The 16076-nt window shown below is 51.3% G+C and carries 19 protein-coding genes; 5 read left to right on the top strand and 14 right to left on the bottom strand.

The genetic code is table 11. From position 1 onward, the window contains the following. Nucleotides 1-140 precede the first annotated feature (140 nt). The 12 genes from FHS77_RS11140 to rph form a co-directional block, all read right to left on the bottom strand. Nucleotides 141-386, bottom strand: a complete 246-nt coding sequence (locus FHS77_RS11140) for a hypothetical protein (RefSeq protein WP_184223333.1) — start codon at nt 384-386, stop codon at nt 141-143. A gap of 189 nt (nt 387-575) precedes the next feature. Beyond that, nucleotides 576-878, bottom strand: coding sequence for a Dabb family protein (locus FHS77_RS11135; RefSeq protein ID WP_184223331.1), 303 nt, complete (start codon nt 876-878; stop codon nt 576-578). Nucleotides 879-976: 98 nt separating this feature from the next. Then, nucleotides 977-1486: a DUF934 domain-containing protein gene (locus tag FHS77_RS11130; protein WP_184223329.1), complete on the bottom strand. Its 510-nt coding sequence runs from the start codon at nt 1484-1486 to the stop codon at nt 977-979. Next, nucleotides 1483-2238: a phosphoadenylyl-sulfate reductase gene (locus tag FHS77_RS11125; protein ID WP_184223327.1), complete on the bottom strand. Its 756-nt coding sequence runs from the start codon at nt 2236-2238 to the stop codon at nt 1483-1485. Before FHS77_RS11125 ends, FHS77_RS11130 begins: the two co-directional genes overlap by 4 nt. Beyond that, nucleotides 2228-3898, bottom strand: coding sequence for a nitrite/sulfite reductase (locus tag FHS77_RS11120; protein ID WP_184223326.1), 1671 nt, complete (start codon nt 3896-3898; stop codon nt 2228-2230). Before FHS77_RS11120 ends, FHS77_RS11125 begins: the two co-directional genes overlap by 11 nt. Before the next feature lie 24 nt (nt 3899-3922). Beyond that, complete coding sequence (locus FHS77_RS11115) at nt 3923-4219, bottom strand: DUF2849 domain-containing protein (protein ID WP_184223324.1); 297 nt, start codon at nt 4217-4219, stop codon at nt 3923-3925. Between the two features lie 24 nt (nt 4220-4243). Next, nucleotides 4244-5710, bottom strand: coding sequence for a siroheme synthase CysG (gene cysG, locus FHS77_RS11110; RefSeq protein ID WP_374786250.1), 1467 nt, complete (start codon nt 5708-5710; stop codon nt 4244-4246). A 116-nt stretch (nt 5711-5826) separates the two neighbouring features. Continuing rightward, on the bottom strand, nt 5827-6198 hold the full coding sequence (locus FHS77_RS11105) for a YraN family protein (protein ID WP_184223322.1): 372 nt from the start codon (nt 6196-6198) through the stop codon (nt 5827-5829). After that, nucleotides 6195-7097, bottom strand: coding sequence for a 16S rRNA (cytidine(1402)-2'-O)-methyltransferase (gene rsmI / locus FHS77_RS11100; RefSeq protein WP_374786249.1), 903 nt, complete (start codon nt 7095-7097; stop codon nt 6195-6197). The genes FHS77_RS11105 and rsmI overlap by 4 nt, the downstream gene beginning before the upstream one ends. A gap of 42 nt (nt 7098-7139) precedes the next feature. Next, nucleotides 7140-8243 (bottom strand): radical SAM family heme chaperone HemW, encoded by a 1104-nt coding sequence (hemW, locus tag FHS77_RS11095; RefSeq protein ID WP_246431303.1) that lies wholly within the window; start codon nt 8241-8243, stop codon nt 7140-7142. Nucleotides 8244-8382: 139 nt separating this feature from the next. Then, nucleotides 8383-9027 carry an RdgB/HAM1 family non-canonical purine NTP pyrophosphatase gene (gene rdgB / locus FHS77_RS11090; RefSeq protein WP_184223318.1) on the bottom strand — a complete coding sequence of 215 codons (645 nt, stop codon included), beginning with the start codon at nt 9025-9027 and terminating at the stop codon, nt 8383-8385. Between the two features lie 39 nt (nt 9028-9066). Then, nucleotides 9067-9783, bottom strand: coding sequence for a ribonuclease PH (gene rph / locus FHS77_RS11085; RefSeq protein WP_184223316.1), 717 nt, complete (start codon nt 9781-9783; stop codon nt 9067-9069). A 203-nt stretch (nt 9784-9986) separates the two neighbouring features. Between rph and hrcA the strand changes: the two genes are divergently transcribed. From hrcA to FHS77_RS11070, 3 genes are all read left to right on the top strand, one after another. Further along, nucleotides 9987-11057, top strand: a complete 1071-nt coding sequence (hrcA, locus tag FHS77_RS11080) for a heat-inducible transcriptional repressor HrcA (protein WP_184223314.1) — start codon at nt 9987-9989, stop codon at nt 11055-11057. Nucleotides 11058-11188: 131 nt separating this feature from the next. Then, the gene (gene grpE / locus FHS77_RS11075) at nt 11189-11854 is read left to right on the top strand and encodes a nucleotide exchange factor GrpE (RefSeq protein ID WP_184223312.1); all 666 of its coding nucleotides are present in this window, start codon (nt 11189-11191) and stop codon (nt 11852-11854) included. A 123-nt stretch (nt 11855-11977) separates the two neighbouring features. Continuing rightward, nucleotides 11978-12637: a TRIC cation channel family protein gene (locus FHS77_RS11070; RefSeq protein WP_184223310.1), complete on the top strand. Its 660-nt coding sequence runs from the start codon at nt 11978-11980 to the stop codon at nt 12635-12637. Nucleotides 12638-12712: 75 nt separating this feature from the next. Here the strand turns inward: FHS77_RS11070 and FHS77_RS11065 are convergent, their stop codons facing one another. After that, nucleotides 12713-13705 (bottom strand): adenosine kinase, encoded by a 993-nt coding sequence (locus FHS77_RS11065; protein WP_184223308.1) that lies wholly within the window; start codon nt 13703-13705, stop codon nt 12713-12715. A gap of 279 nt (nt 13706-13984) precedes the next feature. On the opposite strand from FHS77_RS11065, the gene FHS77_RS11060 reads away from it, so the two are divergent. Further along, complete coding sequence (locus tag FHS77_RS11060) at nt 13985-14710, top strand: sulfate transporter family protein (RefSeq protein ID WP_184223306.1); 726 nt, start codon at nt 13985-13987, stop codon at nt 14708-14710. On the opposite strand, the gene nth is transcribed toward FHS77_RS11060, so the two are convergent. After that, on the bottom strand, nt 14688-15446 hold the full coding sequence (gene nth, locus FHS77_RS11055) for an endonuclease III (protein ID WP_184223304.1): 759 nt from the start codon (nt 15444-15446) through the stop codon (nt 14688-14690). The two genes, FHS77_RS11060 and nth, sit on opposite strands and share 23 nt — an antisense overlap. 69 nt (nt 15447-15515) lie before the next feature. Here nth and FHS77_RS11050 point away from each other — a divergent pair, with 69 nt between their 5' ends. Further along, complete coding sequence (locus FHS77_RS11050) at nt 15516-16022, top strand: DUF2244 domain-containing protein (RefSeq protein ID WP_184223302.1); 507 nt, start codon at nt 15516-15518, stop codon at nt 16020-16022. Nucleotides 16023-16076 lie beyond the last annotated feature (54 nt).

Raw genomic sequence — 16076 nt, 5'->3', positions numbered from 1 at the left:
CAATTTATTGAGTTAATGACATAAACATATCTTTATGTCAAACTTATCACTATTATCTTTATAGTGCGGCCAAAACGCAATAACCCCGGATGAACCGGGGTTATTGCGTAAAAAACCAAATGAATACCGACCAGACCGGCTCAGGTCACATAAGCAGTGATAGACGCACCAACCAGCGCAATCGCTGCCGCAATCATCACGCCATAAAGGCGCGGCTTGTCAAAAATAACCGCAAAAGCCGAGAACCAGGCAACAACAGCAGCACCCAGAGCAAACAAAAAGCCCGGCTTGTCATGCGCGACGATATTAACAGCCATAAGACCACCAATGATCAAAGCGCCGAATACGATCATCAGACCTGTGGCATATTTTTCATAATCGTCCATTTGTAGTTCCTGATTGATTGACCTGACAAGAGGCCGGAAGATTTGTTGTTCATACGCCGAATGCGAAAAGTTAATCAAGCTCACGCTTACACAACCACTATTCGCGCCATTCTTCAACATTTCTGTTGTCAGACCTTACATAAACGCTGTGTTTTTTGTGTTTACGTGCCAATTTTACAAAAATTGCGCTTAGACTGTGCCGCCAGGCAGTGTTTCCACATCGGCGGAAAAGCGCATCTCACGCATAGGGCGCACATATTGGGTGGTGGCGGCATAGATAGGGTCGGCCTTAAACGCAAAGAGGGCTGCTTCATCTTTAAACTCGCCATAGACAACCAGATCAATCCGGTCGCACATCGGGTCAACTTTACTGTTTGGTAAAACTTCAAACACATCCGAATGCGGAATGGCTTTCAGGCGCTCCAGCCCCTCGCGCACCACATCAATATCCTGCCCCTCTTTGACGCTAAAAAATACGATATGACGGATCATTTTCACTTCATTCCCGTTACAAGATATGCGCTCATTGCAGATAGGGGCTTATTACCCCATCCGGGTTCAAACGAAAATGCCTGAATATCGGTTTTTATCTATTCTCTGAAACGTCGCCAGCTAAACTCGCCTTTCTGGCGTACGGAACCGGAGCCCGGCTGATAATAATGAGGCGTATCCACCAATGCCCCTGCCTGTAAACGCTTTAAAGCTGTCGGATGGCGCACTTCCAGTGTATCAAAACCAGAACGCAGCATCAAAGCCGCCTGATCAATCAGCACATCACCTACGGCACGCAATTCCCCTTTAAAACCTTGCGCACGCAACAGCTCTGCCTTTGAATAAGAGCGCCCGTCATTAAAGGCCGGAAAATCCAGCGCAATCAGTGACAATCGGTCAAGTGCTGAAAAAAGCGGCGAGATATCCTCGCCCGCTTCCACCCGCACCCCCAGCCGGTGATTGGTTTGCGCGTGAAAAGCCTCACCTTCCTGCAACCAGATATTGAGCGGCAACAATACCGCTTCCGCATCTGCTTCCTCAGACAGGTCTTGCCGAAACTGATAATCATCCGGCTTGAAACCATCTGCCGTCCACAAATAAGCACTCATTTGATCGCTCCCTTTTGCTCCAGCTGTTGCGTCAAGCCGCTCAAATGAATGCCGCATTCGGTTTTATCTGAGCCTGCCCAGCGCCCTGCGCGCTGATCCTCACCCTCTTCAACCGGGCGTGTGCAGGGCATGCAACCGATGGAGCGATAATTTTGCAAAGTCAGCGGATGCACCGGCAAATCATGACGCCGCATATAGGCAATGAGATCATCGCTTTGCCAATGCGCCAGCGGATTGATGCGAATACGCACACCAACCGCCTCAAAGCTCGGCAAGTGCTGGCGTGTTGCAGCCTGAAACTGTTTGCGTCCTGTCATCCATGCCTTAAATGGTGCAACCGCCCTCGTCATCGGCTCGACTTTGCGCAAAAAGCAGCAACGGTCTTTATCCGTCATCGATAAAGCGCCATAGCGATCATCACGCCGCAAACTTTCTGATAAAGGCGTAATATCCTGCACATTTTGCAAGCCTAATTGTTGCGTCAACTGATGGCGATAGTCCAATGTCGCGGTAAAATGCTTGCCCGTATCTAAAAACAGCACCGGAATATTGGGATCAATTTGCGCCACCATATGCAAAAGCACCGCCGATTCCGCGCCGAAAGAAGAAACCAGCGCCAAGGCGCCTAAGCCAAAAACGCGATGCGCTTGCTCGATAATCACCTGTGGCTCACGCGCGCCGTGGCTTGTTTCCAGCAATCGCGCCTGTGCGGCCACCCGCATCTCTTGGTTTAGCTGTGGCTCAGGCGGCATGGGCGCGTTCACCGTAGAGGGCTTGCTTGAACGGTTCCGCCCCCAAACGACGATAAGTCGTCAGGAAGTTTTCACTCCGGTCAAGCCGTACATCCAGATAAGCATCCACCAGTTTTTCAATGGCATCGACAATATCTTCAGACGAAAAACCCCGCCCGATAATATCGCCGATACTGGTATGCGCATCAGCCGAACCACCAAGCGTTATCTGATAAAGTTCCTCGCCCTTTTTCTCCACGCCCAAAATGCCGATATGGCCAACATGATGATGGCCGCAAGCATTAATGCAGCCGGAAATTTTAATCTTCAGATCACCAATATCAAGCTGGCGCTGATGGTCACCAAAACGTTGGCTGATACGCTGCGCCACCGGAATGGCACGCGCATTGGCAAGCGCACAGTAATCAAGCCCCGGACAGGCAATAATATCAGTAATCAACCCTGCATTGGCGGTCACCAATTGCTCGGTTTTCAGTGCATCATAAACCGCTTTCAGATCAGCTAAGGCCACATGCGGCAGCACCAGATTTTGCTCGTGACTGACGCGGATTTCATCAGATGAAAAACGCTGCGCAATATCGGCAATCAAATCCATTTGTTCAGCATTGGCATCACCCGGAATACCACCAATGGGTTTTAGCGAAATTGTCACCACACCATAATCAGGATGTTTGTGACGCGTTACATTTTGCGCCACCCATGCACTGAAACCTTCATCGGCCTTTTGGGCTTGTGCCAATAATACCCAACCTTCAGACCGTTCAGGTAAGTCCGGCATTTTAAAATAATGCTGAATGGCATCAATATCGCTTTGCGGCAGTTTCAAATCCGTATGGCGGATTGCTTCCCATTGCGCTTCAATTTCTCGTGCCAGTTCGTCAATGCCGGTTTCATGCACCAGAATTTTGATGCGCGCTTTATATTTATTATCGCGGCGCCCGTGCAGATTATAAACCCGCACAATCGCTGTGATATAAGTCAGCATATCTTCAACCGGCAAAAATTCACGAATTTTGCGCGCCACCATCGGCGTGCGTCCCTGCCCGCCACCAATATAGACACTCAAACCCAAAGCGCCCACTTCGTTCTTCTTCAGCTGCAAGCCGATATCATGCACCTGAATGGCAGCGCGGTCATTATCAGCACCAACAATCGCAATTTTAAATTTACGCGGCAGGTAAGAAAATTCCGGATGCAGCGACGACCACTGCCGCAAAATCTCGGCAAAAGGGCGTGGGTCAGCCACTTCATCTGCAGCTGCACCGGCAAAATGATCGGCTGTCACATTGCGGATACAGTTGCCCGATGTTTGAATGGCGTGCATTTCCACTTCCGCCAATTCGTCTAAAATGGCTGGCACATCCTTCAAGGCCGGCCAGTTGAACTGGATATTTTGTCTGGTGGTGAAATGGCCATAGCCACGGTCATAGCGCCGTGCAATCGAGCCCAGTTTGCGCAATTGCCGCGATGACAAAGTGCCGTAAGGAATAGCCACGCGCAGCATATAGGCATGTAATTGCAGATAAAGACCATTCATCAAACGCAAGGGTTTGAACTGGTCTTCACTCATTTCACCAGAGAGGCGGCGCTCCACCTGATCTTTAAACTGGGCAACACGCGATTTCACAAAATCGCGGTCAAACTCGTCATAACGATACATCGTCCGGCCTTTTAAAACGGAGAATTAATAAGCAGGTCTTGCAGTCCCGAATGTCACAATGGTCGGGCCGCTCACTCTGATGCGTTCGCGCAGACGCAACGGGCTTAAACCCTCGTCATTGTCTTCCACCTCAATGACGTTGACATCCACCACTTCATCAAAAAGCGAGGCTGCGCGCCCTGCCGCTTCCAGCGCTTCCACCGCTTGCGCATGACGCGCAACCAAAGCGCCTTTCAGGTTTTTCTGCCATTTGCCATCAGCCCCCAGCCATACAGCCACACCATCCAGCAAACGATTGGCAGTCAGAACTTTTACAACCATGATTTTCGCTCCTGATTTAATGTTTCAAGCCGCAGCAAAATGCTGCTGCCGGCTTAAAGGCTCTGCATTTTTTAACGACGCACCCGCCACCGCCTCGCCGATAATCACCATTACCGGCCCGTGCAAATCTTCACGCAAAGCCAACTCCGGCAGATCTTTTAAAGTGCCGTGAAAAAACCGCTTATCCTGACGGCTGGCATTTTCAATTGCCGCGACACTCGTATCAGCGGGCAAACCAGCGCTCATCAACCGTGAAGCCACATCACCTGCCACACTGCGCCCCATATAAATGGCAATCGTTGCACCGGTGACAGCCAGACGCGCCCAATCCGGCAAGGTTTCGCCCTGCATGTCGTGTCCGGTGGTAAAAATCAGCGATGAAGCAACACCGCGTAATGTCAGTGGCAATTCCATATCGGCAGCGGCAGCAAAAGCCGATGTTATGCCCGGCACCACTTCAAACGAAATATTTGCCGCTCTCAGCGCCGCCATTTCTTCGCCTGCGCGCCCATAAATCAACGGATCGCCGGATTTTAACCGCACCACCTGTCTGCCAAGACGCGCCTCATCAACCAGCAACTGGCTTATCTCATCCTGACTTTTAGAGTGGCAGCCTTTGCGTTTACCAACCAGAATGCGGGTTGCGTCACGTCTGCCCATAGCCACAATTGCTTCCGGCACCAGCGCATCATAAATGATGACATCCGCATTCATCAGCACACGATGAGCACGTAATGTGAGTAAATCTTCTGCTCCCGCTCCCGCCCCCACCAACCAGACATAGCCGTTTTGTTTTTGGGTGTTGTTTTGTTGAGTGCTGGCATTTTGCAACAAGAGGCGCGCTTCATCATGGGCAGCTTTCTCATTGCCACCTTCTAATGCCCGTGCAACCTTACCTTCAAAAAAGCTACGCCAGAAATTGCGCCGTGCTGCCCCTTTTTCAATCAGGGCTTCAGCCTGCGCCCGAAATTGCACCGCCAGCCTTGCCAATGCGCCTAATTGCGGCGCTAACATTGCCTCAATCCGCGCACGGATCATTTGTGTTAAAACAGGCCCCGCCCCTTCCGAACCAATAGCAATTGTCACAGGTGCGCGATTAACGATGGCAGGTATCAGAAAATCACAAAGCTGCGGGCGATCAACCACATTCACCGGAATGTGATGCGCTTGAATGCGCTTTGCTAAAGCATGGTCTGTCGCCTCATCACCACTAGCAATAAAAACCAGTTTTGCATCGAGAAAATCCGTGTCTTTCACATCACGGGCAAAATGTTCGATGGTTGTTTCGCGTAAAAAATCCGCCAGAACAGGTTCAGGATGATCAGCGACAACGCGAATGCGGGCTTGGGTCTGGTGCAAAAGCCGTGCCTTGTTCAGCGCTTCTTCGCCATTGCCGATCACCAGTACCGGCTTGTCGGCAACGCGGAAAAAAACCGGAAAATCGGCTAAAAGAGAAACAGACCCTGACACTCTACCCACCCTTTCAAACATGAAGAGCAGTATCGCCTAACGGTTAGAGCTTGATAAGAAATGCGCTTGCGCGGCAGGCCTGCGAATAGCAATTGCTTTTCTGCACTTCCACGCGCGGGAGGTTTTTCATTCCCTAATTAACGGCTCATGAAAAAGGCCGGATAATGTGCAGGCCAACGCATCGGACGCACAATGATGAGATCAAAACGCAATGAAAGCTGCGCATAATCAGGTTGTCGGGCAAGCCATAAATCGGCTGCCGCTTCTATGCGGCGCATGGATTGCAAATCCACCGCATCCATTGCCGATGCAGTATGAACCCGCGCCTTCACTTCAACTATCAGCACCTGATTGCCGCGTCGTGCAATCAAATCAATCTCGCCAAGTTTAGTGCGATAACGGCGCTCAATAATTCTGTAGCCTTTGAGCATCAAGCTAAGGCTGGCCAGAAACTCGGCGCGATGTCCTAAGGAAAATGCTGCCTGACGCTTTTCCTTAAATTTATTCATTCGCTGCTCTTGAGCGCAATCAGCCGCTGATAAAGATCAGACTTTTTCGCGCCCGTCATACGGGCAGCTTCGGCGGCAGCTTTCGATGTCGGCATTTCTTGTGCGAGCGACAACAGCAACTTGTCCATGTCTTCCGCACTTGTAACCACTGCCTGCTCTTCAGGCGGCGCCACCAGCAAAACCACTTCACCGCGAATACGGTCTTCGCCATCATAGGTTTCAGACAATTCGCGCAAAGGAGCCGTGACAACAGTTTCATAAGCCTTGGTCAGCTCGCGACACAGAGCACCTTCACGGGCTTCACCAAACACATGCACCATATCACTTAAGGCAGCGGCAGCACGATTAGGTGATTCAAAGAAAATCAGCGTGGTATCAATGGCTTTCAGTGCTTCCAACCGCGCACGGCGCTGGCCTTGCTTGGGCGGCAAGAACCCGCAAAACATGAATGTATCAGTCGGTAAACCTGTAGCGGTCAAAGCCGCCAGCACTGCGGAAGCCCCAGGAACCGGAACCACCTTGATGCCTGAGCTGCGTGCCTCACCCACCAAACGAAAGCCCGGATCAGACACAAGCGGTGTGCCGGCATCAGACACCAGCGCCACACTTTTGCCCTCCATGAGAGCGGCAATCAGCTTTGGCCCTGCTTCCGTTGCATTATGTTCATGATAAGCAACGGGGCGGCGTGTGACGCCAAAACGGTCAAGCAATACACGTGTTACGCGCGTATCTTCGCAAGCCAAAATATCGGCACCGGCAATGGTTTCAATACCACGCAGGGTCATATCGCCTAAGTTTCCGATAGGGGTTGAGACAATATAAAGCGCAGGCTCCAAAGGGCGTGCCCGTTGCGGAACACCACCAATGACATAATCGCGCGATTTAACTTCGTCTTCCACCAGCAAAAACCTTAAAAAATTCAATCACCGAAGTGAATAGCATTATAAAGACAGATCAGCCACCACTGCATCCAGCAATAATGAACCGGCAGGCGTGGCGCGAATGAAATCATCATTCATGCGTTCAAGCGCTCCCTGCTCGATCAAGCGGTTCAGACGGTCTGCATTAATGGCATGACCAGTCAGGCGCTGATAGCGGCGCAAATCAACACCTTCACGCAGACGCAAACCCATCATCAGAAACTCGTCGCCTTGCTGATTACCGTTGAGATGCTCCTGCTCAACAATACCGTGGCCGGTATTTTCAACCCGCTCCAGCCATGTTTCAGGATGTTTTTCGGTAATCGTCACCGTGCGGGTATCATTTTCAATGAAGCGGCCATGCGCCCCCGGCCCCACACCGACATATTGGCCATAACGCCAATAAACCAGATTATGCTGCGATTCACGCCCCGGAACTGCATGGTTGGAAACTTCATAAGCCGGAAGACCGTGCTCGGCAGTCACCCTTTGCGTTTCTTCATAAAGCGCTGCGGCGTGATCCGGCTCCGGTGTTACCAGTTTGCCAGCCTTCCAAAGATTATAAAACTGCGTACCCTCTTCAATTGTCAGCTGATAAAGCGACAAATGATCGGCGGCCAGTGAAATGGCTTCTTTCAACTCGCCACGCCAGTCTTCAATGGTCTGGTCAGGACGGGCATAGATCAGATCAAAGGAAAGACGCGGGAAAATCTCGCGCGCCAGTCCGATCGCCACTTTTGCCTCATCAACCGAGTGTAAACGCCCAAGACGGCGCAGATCACGATCATTCAATGCCTGCACACCGAGCGACACACGATTGACACCGGCCGCACGATAGCCGCGAAAACGATCTGCCTCCACACTGGTCGGATTGGCTTCCAAGCTCACTTCAATATTGTCAGCAACCGACCAGCGTTTGGCAATACCATCCAGCAGCGAGGCAACCGTTGCAGGCTGCATTAAAGAAGGCGTGCCACCACCCAAAAAGATACTGGTCACCGTGCGTGGCCCTGTCCGCTCGCGCAGAGTTTCCATTTCACGATTGAAGGCGGCTGCAAAGCGTTCCTGATCCACCGGCTGATGGCGCACATGGCTGTTGAAGTCACAATATGGGCATTTGGCCATGCAAAACGGCCAATGCAGATAAATGCCAAAAGCATTTTCCCCATCAGAGGTTGCAATTTTGTGCTGCGAAGCCTGCGCGGTATTCAGTTCCAAATTCTTAAACGCCTGTTTTTCAATATCTCAATCAATGCCCAGCAAATCAAATATCTAACACATCTTTGGCAAAGAGCCGGAAGGCACGGGCACGATGCGAAAGCGCATGTTTATCACCTGGTTTCCAGCCATGTTTTTCCTGTGCGGTCATTTCACCAAATGTCTTGTCATAGCCATCCGGCAAAAAGACAGGATCAAAGCCAAAGCCCAATTCGCCGCGTGGCGGCCAGACGAGCTGACCTTCAACTTCGCCGCGATAATACTCAGCTGAACCATCAGGCTTAGCCAGACAAATCACCGATACAAAACGACCTTTACGTTGTTGTGGCTCGGTAGCGCCTTTAGCCTGCATAGCATCTTCAACCTTGCCCATCGCCATGGCAAAATCACGGCTGCCATCAGGCAATTCTGCCCAATTAGCGGTATAGACGCCCGGATTTCCGTCAAGTGCATCAACGACAAGGCCTGAATCATCAGACAAAGCCGGCAATCCTGTGGCGCTCGCCGCAGCATAGGCTTTGATATAGGCATTTTCTTCAAATGTGGTGCCGGTTTCATCAGGCTCCGGCAGTCCGAGCTGACCGGCAGACTGTGTTTCAAAACCGAACGGCCCCAACAGATCATCAAATTCGCGCAGCTTTCCTGCATTATGCGAGGCAACGACCAGCTTGGTTTCTTCAAGTTTTTTCATAATTTCAGCACCACATTCAACTTTTTATCGATCAGATAATCAGGCTACAGCCATTTTCTGCAAAGAAACCAGACGGTTTACGCCGGTTTTGGCCAAAGCCATCAGATTGGCAAATTCTTCTTCGGAGAACGGAACACCTTCAGCCGTACCCTGAATTTCAACAATGCCGCCTGAACCGGTCATAACGAAATTCGCATCAGTCTGAGCGGCTGAATCTTCCGGATAATCCAGATCAAGCACCGGAGTGCCTTCATAAATACCGCAAGAAATAGCAGCAACATGGTCTTTCAGCACTTTGTCGAGCTTGACCATCTGACGGCTTTCCATCCAGCGCAGGCAATCATGCAGCGCTACCCAACCACCGGTAATAGCAGCGGTACGGGTGCCGCCGTCGGCCTGAATGACATCGCAATCAACAGTGATCTGAAACTCACCCAAAGCCTGCATATCGACAACCGCACGGAGCGAGCGGCCGATCAGACGCTGAATTTCCTGTGTGCGGCCACCCTGCTTGCCAGCGGCTGCTTCACGGCGCATACGGTCGCCGGTTGAACGTGGCAGCATGCCATATTCCGCAGTGACCCAACCTTTACCGGTATTACGCATCCAGCCCGGCACTTTTTCTTCCAAGCTTGCAGTGCACAGCACATGCGTATCGCCAAATTTGACGAGGCAAGAGCCTTCCGCATGTTTGGAAATACCACGCTCGAAAGAAACAGCCCGCATTTCATCGGCTGCACGATTGGATGGACGCATAAGATTTAACCCCGATTCATATAAGAAGTTTCTGCTTTTAAGCCGCAATGGCGCAAATAGAAAGGCATTTCACAAGCCACTTTTTATCATAGCCTTTACACAACTGTTTTAACAGTTTCATTCAAAGTCTTTGACCTTGGCACTTGCCACCTTATATTTAAGGAGAAAAATCATATTTTAAGCACAAGGTTTAAGGCGGGACGATGATCCAGTCACCAGCACATGACGTTCTCAGTTCGCTTGATCAGCGTTCGCGCGAAATCTTTCGCCGGATTGTCGAAAGCTACCTGAATGACGGCGATCCGGTCGGCTCCCGCAATCTGGCGCGTATTCTGCCGCAAGCCTTGTCGCCTGCCACCATCCGCAATGTGATGAGCGATCTGGAACATCTGGGGCTGATTTACTCGCCGCATATTTCGGCAGGCCGTATGCCAACACAAATCGGCTTGCGTTTCTTTGTCGATGCCTTTCTGGAAATCGGTGATCTGCCGCCCGATGAACGCTCCAGCATTGAAGCGCAGGTGCGCGCTGCCGGACAAACCCATTCGGTTGAAAATATCCTGACGGAAGCAAGTCAGGTGCTTTCCGGCCTCTCCAGAGGTGCGGGTCTGGTGCTGGCCACCAAAGCCGAAGGCGCGCTGAAACATATTGAATTTGTGCGCCTTGAGCCAACGCGCGCTTTAGCAGTGCTTGTCATGCAAAATGGTGATGTGGAAAACCGCGTGCTGGAACTGCCGCCCGGTGTAAGCGCCTCACAACTCATCGAAGCCTCCAATTTTCTCAATGCCCATATTCATGGCCGCACACTCACCGAAGCGCGCAATGAATTGGAAAAACTTAAAAACGAAACCCGCGAGGCACTCGACAGCCTGTCACAAAGCCTTGTTGCGCAAGGGCTTGCCATTTGGGGTGGCAGCGGCTCCGACCAGCCTGCACGCCTGATCGTGCGCGGTCGTTCCAACTTGCTTGAAAATATCAGCGCTCAGGATGATCTGGAGCGCTTGCGCCACCTCTTTGATGATCTGGAAACCAAAGACGGCATGATCCAATTGCTTGATCTGGCCGAGGCCGGATCAGGGGTGCGAATTTTCATCGGCTCAGAAAATAAGCTTTTCTCGCTTTCCGGGTCCTCGCTTGTTGTGGCACCTTACCGCGACGGCGAACAGCGCGTGGTCGGTGCGCTTGGTGTCATTGGCCCGACAAGGCTTAATTATGCCCGTATCGTTCCAATGGTCGATTATACCGCACAAATTGTCTCACGATTGTTGCGATAAGCATGACGAGAACCATCTGGGCATTGCAATTATAACTGTCAGAATGCACAAGGTATGCACATTAAGCCTTGATTTTCATGCGCTGACACTCGATATCCGCCACAAACACTTATTCAAGACGGAAGAACATCATGACTGAAGAAAAGAAAAACCCGGAAACAGCCGATCTTGACAAGCGCGACCTGAACAATCCCCGTGACCGGGATGCGCTGAAAAAAGCGGCTGATGATTTTTTGAAGTCCCGCAAGGCGGAAGCAATGGAAGAAGTGGCTGACGAAGAGGAGATTAATCCTTTTGCGCATCTGGTGGACGAAAATGCAGCACTGAAAGACCAGCTGTTGCGTCTGGCAGCCGACATGGAAAATCTGCGCAAGCGTACATTGCGCGATGTCGCTGATGCCAAAACCTATGCGGTGACCAATTTTGCCCGCGACATGCTGGGCGTTTCCGACAACCTGCGCCGTGCGCTGGATGCTATTCCGGCAGAATCGCTGGTTGAAGACAGCGGCCTTAAAGGCTTGGCCGACGGTGTTGACCTGACCGAGCGCTCCATGTTGCAGGCATTGGAACGCCACGGCGTGACCAAGCTTGATCCGGAAGGCCAGAAGTTTGACCCGAATTTCCATCAGGCAATGTTTGAAGTGCCAAACCCTGATGTGCCAAACAACACCGTTGTGCAGGTTGTTCAGACCGGTTACGCCATTGGCGACCGCGTGCTTCGCCCTGCTCTGGTGGGCGTGTCTAAAGGTGGTGCAGCACGCGCCCCTGAAGCAGATGATCAGGCTAAAGACGCTTAACTTCTGCTAAAAGACTAAACTTACATTCAATCCTTATAATTACGGGGGCGCAAAAAAACATTTGCGCCCCCGCTCAGTCTCAATACACTCCCTGATAAGAGTGGCGTTGCGGGGAGCGTCTTAGTGACCATACTGACTTTTTTGAACTATGCCGGCGTTTTTGTATTTGCCGCGACCGGCGCTTTAGCTGCATCCAGACGTCAATTGGATATTGTCGGCTTTATCTTTCTGGCCAATGTCACCGGCATCGGCGGCGGTACCATTCGTGATCTCATCCTTGGCGATGATCCGGTTTTCTGGGTCAGAGAGCCGCTCTATCTGGTCACAGGCACGGCTGCTGCCATTCTCGTTTATTTCACCGCCCATCTGGTTGAATCGCGTTATCGCGTGCTTTTGTGGCTCGACGCCCTGGGGCTGTCCTTCTACAGCGCCATGGGTGCCGCCAAAGGGATTGATCTGGGCTCCGACCCGATGGTTGCCGTTGTGACAGGTATTTTCACCGCAACCCTTGGCGGTGTCTTGCGCGATATTATCGCCGGTGAACCATCTGTTCTGCTCAAACGCGAAATTTATGTCACCGCTGCTCTTGCCGGTGCCTGCGTTTATGTAGCAATGCATCTGGCACAAATTGATATGATGATTGCCGTCATTTGCGGTAGTCTGGCAGCCTTTATTGTGCGTGGCGGCGCGTTGATCCGCGGCTGGAAGCTGCCGGTTTATAAACCGCATCCGGGGCGCACCGAGGCTGAGCTGAAACGCGACGGCGTTATCCGCGAAGATTAATCCAAAATAAGCACATAAAAAAACGGCTGATATTGGCGACAATATCAGCCGTTTTTTGTGAGTTAAGACAAGCTATTAAAGCAGTCCGGCATTTTTAGCAGCGCCCGAAAGGCTACCCTGCGGACGTGGCCCTACCTGCTGTACGATAATACCGGCAGCCAGCGCGCCAAGACGCGCACTCTCTTCCAGTGAGCGGCCATTGGTATAACCAAAGAGGAAACCAGCCGCGAACAAGTCACCAGCGCCGGTTGTGTCCACCAGTTCGGAGATTTCAATAGCCGGAACGCTCACACGCTCGTTTTTACGAACAACCACCGCACCTTTTTCCGAACGGGTCACGATTGCAAGTTTGCAATCATTGGCAAGCGCCTGCACAGCCGTGTCAAAATCATCGGTCTGATAAAGCGATTTTGCTTCGTCCTCATTGGAGAAAACAATATCGACTGTGCCGGAGCGCATCAGTTCCAGAAACTCGTCACGATAACGGTCAACACAGAACGGATCAGACAAAGTCATCGCCATTTCATGGCCGTGATCATGAGCAACTTTTGCGGCGAGACGAATGGCTTCCTTAGCGCGTGGCGGATCCCACAAATAGCCTTCAAAATAGGTGACTTTTGAATCTGCCACTTTTGACGCTTCAATATCTTCAGGCCCCAGCTCAACGCAGGCACCAAGATATGTGTTCATCGAACGCTCACCATCCGGTGTCACAAATACCATGCAACGTGCAGTCGGGATCTGGTTTTCCAACGGGCGCGTGTCAAAAGCCACACCTTGCGCACGGATATCATGCGCAAACACACCACCCAATGTATCATTGGCCACTTTACCGAAATAAGCCGCACGACCGCCCAGATTAGCGATACCAGCAGCAGTATTACCGGCGCTGCCGCCGGACATTTCAACCGCCGGCCCCATGCGGCTATATAAAAGCTCTGCACGCGAACTATCAATCAAGTTCATCGCGCCTTTGATAATGCCGTTGGAGACCAAAAATTCATCATCAGAACGCGCAATAATGTCGACGATCGCGTTACCGATACAAAGAACGTCATATGTAGCCATAAGATAATCCAGAAGGCTCCCGTTGTTATGTATCAAGCAGATTCCTGCGGTGATTTATGCGATGACTTAGCCCTTTGGCGTGATAATAGCCACCCTGTAAACTTACCGCACATAAATTATCTGTGAGAAGTATAGCGAAAACCGCGCACTCCCCAAACCTTGCCCCAGCACTCCTCAAGCACTCCCCAAACCTTGCCCAAACCTTACACTCCCCCTTGTGAGACGAAAGCCTACCACCTATCTTTAAGCCCGCAGACCTCACCTATATCTGGAGTTTTCATGGTCTTATCGGCTGCCTTAACCGCCTTGCAACGCCTGTTTAGTGCAGAATATCGCGCTGTATTCTGGAAAGTGCTGGGGCTAACCATTTTATTATTGATGGGCGCCTGGGCAGCACTCAGACAAGTGTTTTTCACATTTGCATGGCCGTGGCTGGAAACACTTCTGCCCGGTCTTCCGGCATGGACAGGCTGGCTGGGGCTGGTGGCTGCCATCATTGCCGGAATGGGTCTTGCACTGATGCTCGCCCTGCTGATTGCACCAGTGACAGCGCTGATTGCCGGTCTTTTTCTTGATGACATTGCCGAAATCGTCGAGCGGGAAGATTATCCCAATGAACCGGTGGGCACCGAACTGCCTATCGGGCGCGCCATGATCGTATCGCTCAAATTCTTAATTATTGTCATTGCCGGCAATATTCTGGCGCTAATGCTGCTGTTGGTGCCTGGTGTCAACCTGATCGCCTTCTTCATCATCAACGGCTATTTGCTGGGGCGCGAATTCTTCGAATTTGCTGCAATGCGCTATCATTCAGAACAAGAAGCCAAAGCTTTACGCTCGCGCTATAGCGGCACGATTTTCTTGGGCGGCCTTATCATTGCATGTTTTCTGGCAGTGCCGCTTCTCAGCCTGCTGACGCCACTTTTTGCTGCCACCATGATGGTACACCTGCATAAAGCGATCATGCGTCAGGAGAAAAACCTTATCCCAGTTTTTCAGGGATAGTGGTCAGTGGTGCGGGTATAGCATTGGTTTTCGACGCCGATTTGCAAATATCCGCAATCACACAGAGCTGACATTCAGGCTTGCGCGCCTTGCAGGTATAACGCCCGAACAAGATCAGCCAATGATGGGCATGCTGCATAAATTCTTCAGGAATAATCCGCAGCAAAATTGCTTCCACCGCATCGGGCGTTTTGGCTGGAGCCAGACCAATCCGCGTACCAATGCGCAAAATATGCGTATCCACCGCCATGGTTGGCTGGCCGAAAGACATGTTTAAAACCACATTGGCGGTTTTACGCCCGACCCCCGGCAGCGTCATCAGGTCTTCACGATTACCCGGCACTTCACTGCCAAAATCACGGATCAAAGCCTCGCAAAGCAGAATAACATTTTTAGCTTTATTGCGCCAAAGGCCGATGGTTTTAATATATTCGCCCACCGTTTCTTCGCCCAGTGCCAGCATTTTCTCCGGCGTGTCAGCAATAGCAAACAAAGCGCGTGTCGCCTTATTAACGCCCGCATCGGTTGCCTGCGCTGATAAAACCACCGCTACCAGTAATGTAAAGACATTCACATGTTCAAGCTCGCCCTTTGGCTCAGGACGCTGAATGCTGAAACGACGGAATATTTCATGCACCTCATCGCGTGTGTAAAGCGTACCGGCAAGGCGGCGGGCTTTACGCTTTGGTGCAGTCGTGATGTCTGTAGCGGATGATTTTACTTTAGGCTGTTCCATATCCACTCTATAATCACTATTATAGTGACATAACAGTCGTAAGCTTGACGCAGCCAGCAACAGGTTATCATGGTTGATTATCATCCCGACGGTGCGCAGCCTGATCAATATGACAGGCCGATTTTTCAGGCACTTCTCCAACCCTATCGCTCGCTCGGGCGCAAGGGGTTTATCGTGTTGATGTCAGCGCTGATAGCCTGCTGGCTTTCGGTAAGCTTCGTCTTTTTCTCACTAGGTGCCTGGCCGATCTTCGGCTTTTTCGGGCTTGATATTGCACTGATTTATTGGGCTTTCCGCGTCAATTACCGTGCAGCACAAGCACGCGAAGAAATATATGTTTCCAAAACTGCCCTGCATATCCGCCAGATTGCCGCTTCAGGGCGCGTGAAAAATCATCAGTTCAATCCGTTCTGGACGCGGTTTCATGTCGACCGCCGCCCCGATATCGGCATCACCGCGATGAATATTGAAAGCCGTGGCCAGATTTTGAAAATAGGCAGCTTCCTTAATCCTGATGATCGTGAAAGCTTTGCCAGTGCTTTTTCATCAGCCTTGCGTGAAGCCAAAAGCAGCTGAGTTTTTCCACAACTGTCGCTGAGGTTAAGCATTTATAGCAGGCGCACATAAGCG

It is taken from the genome of Paenochrobactrum gallinarii (genome assembly GCF_014205685.1).
GTDB lineage: Bacteria > Pseudomonadota > Alphaproteobacteria > Rhizobiales > Rhizobiaceae > Paenochrobactrum > Paenochrobactrum gallinarii.
The sequence above is the reverse complement of the archived record's forward strand: the minus strand, read 5'-3'. Positions and strand labels throughout refer to the sequence as shown.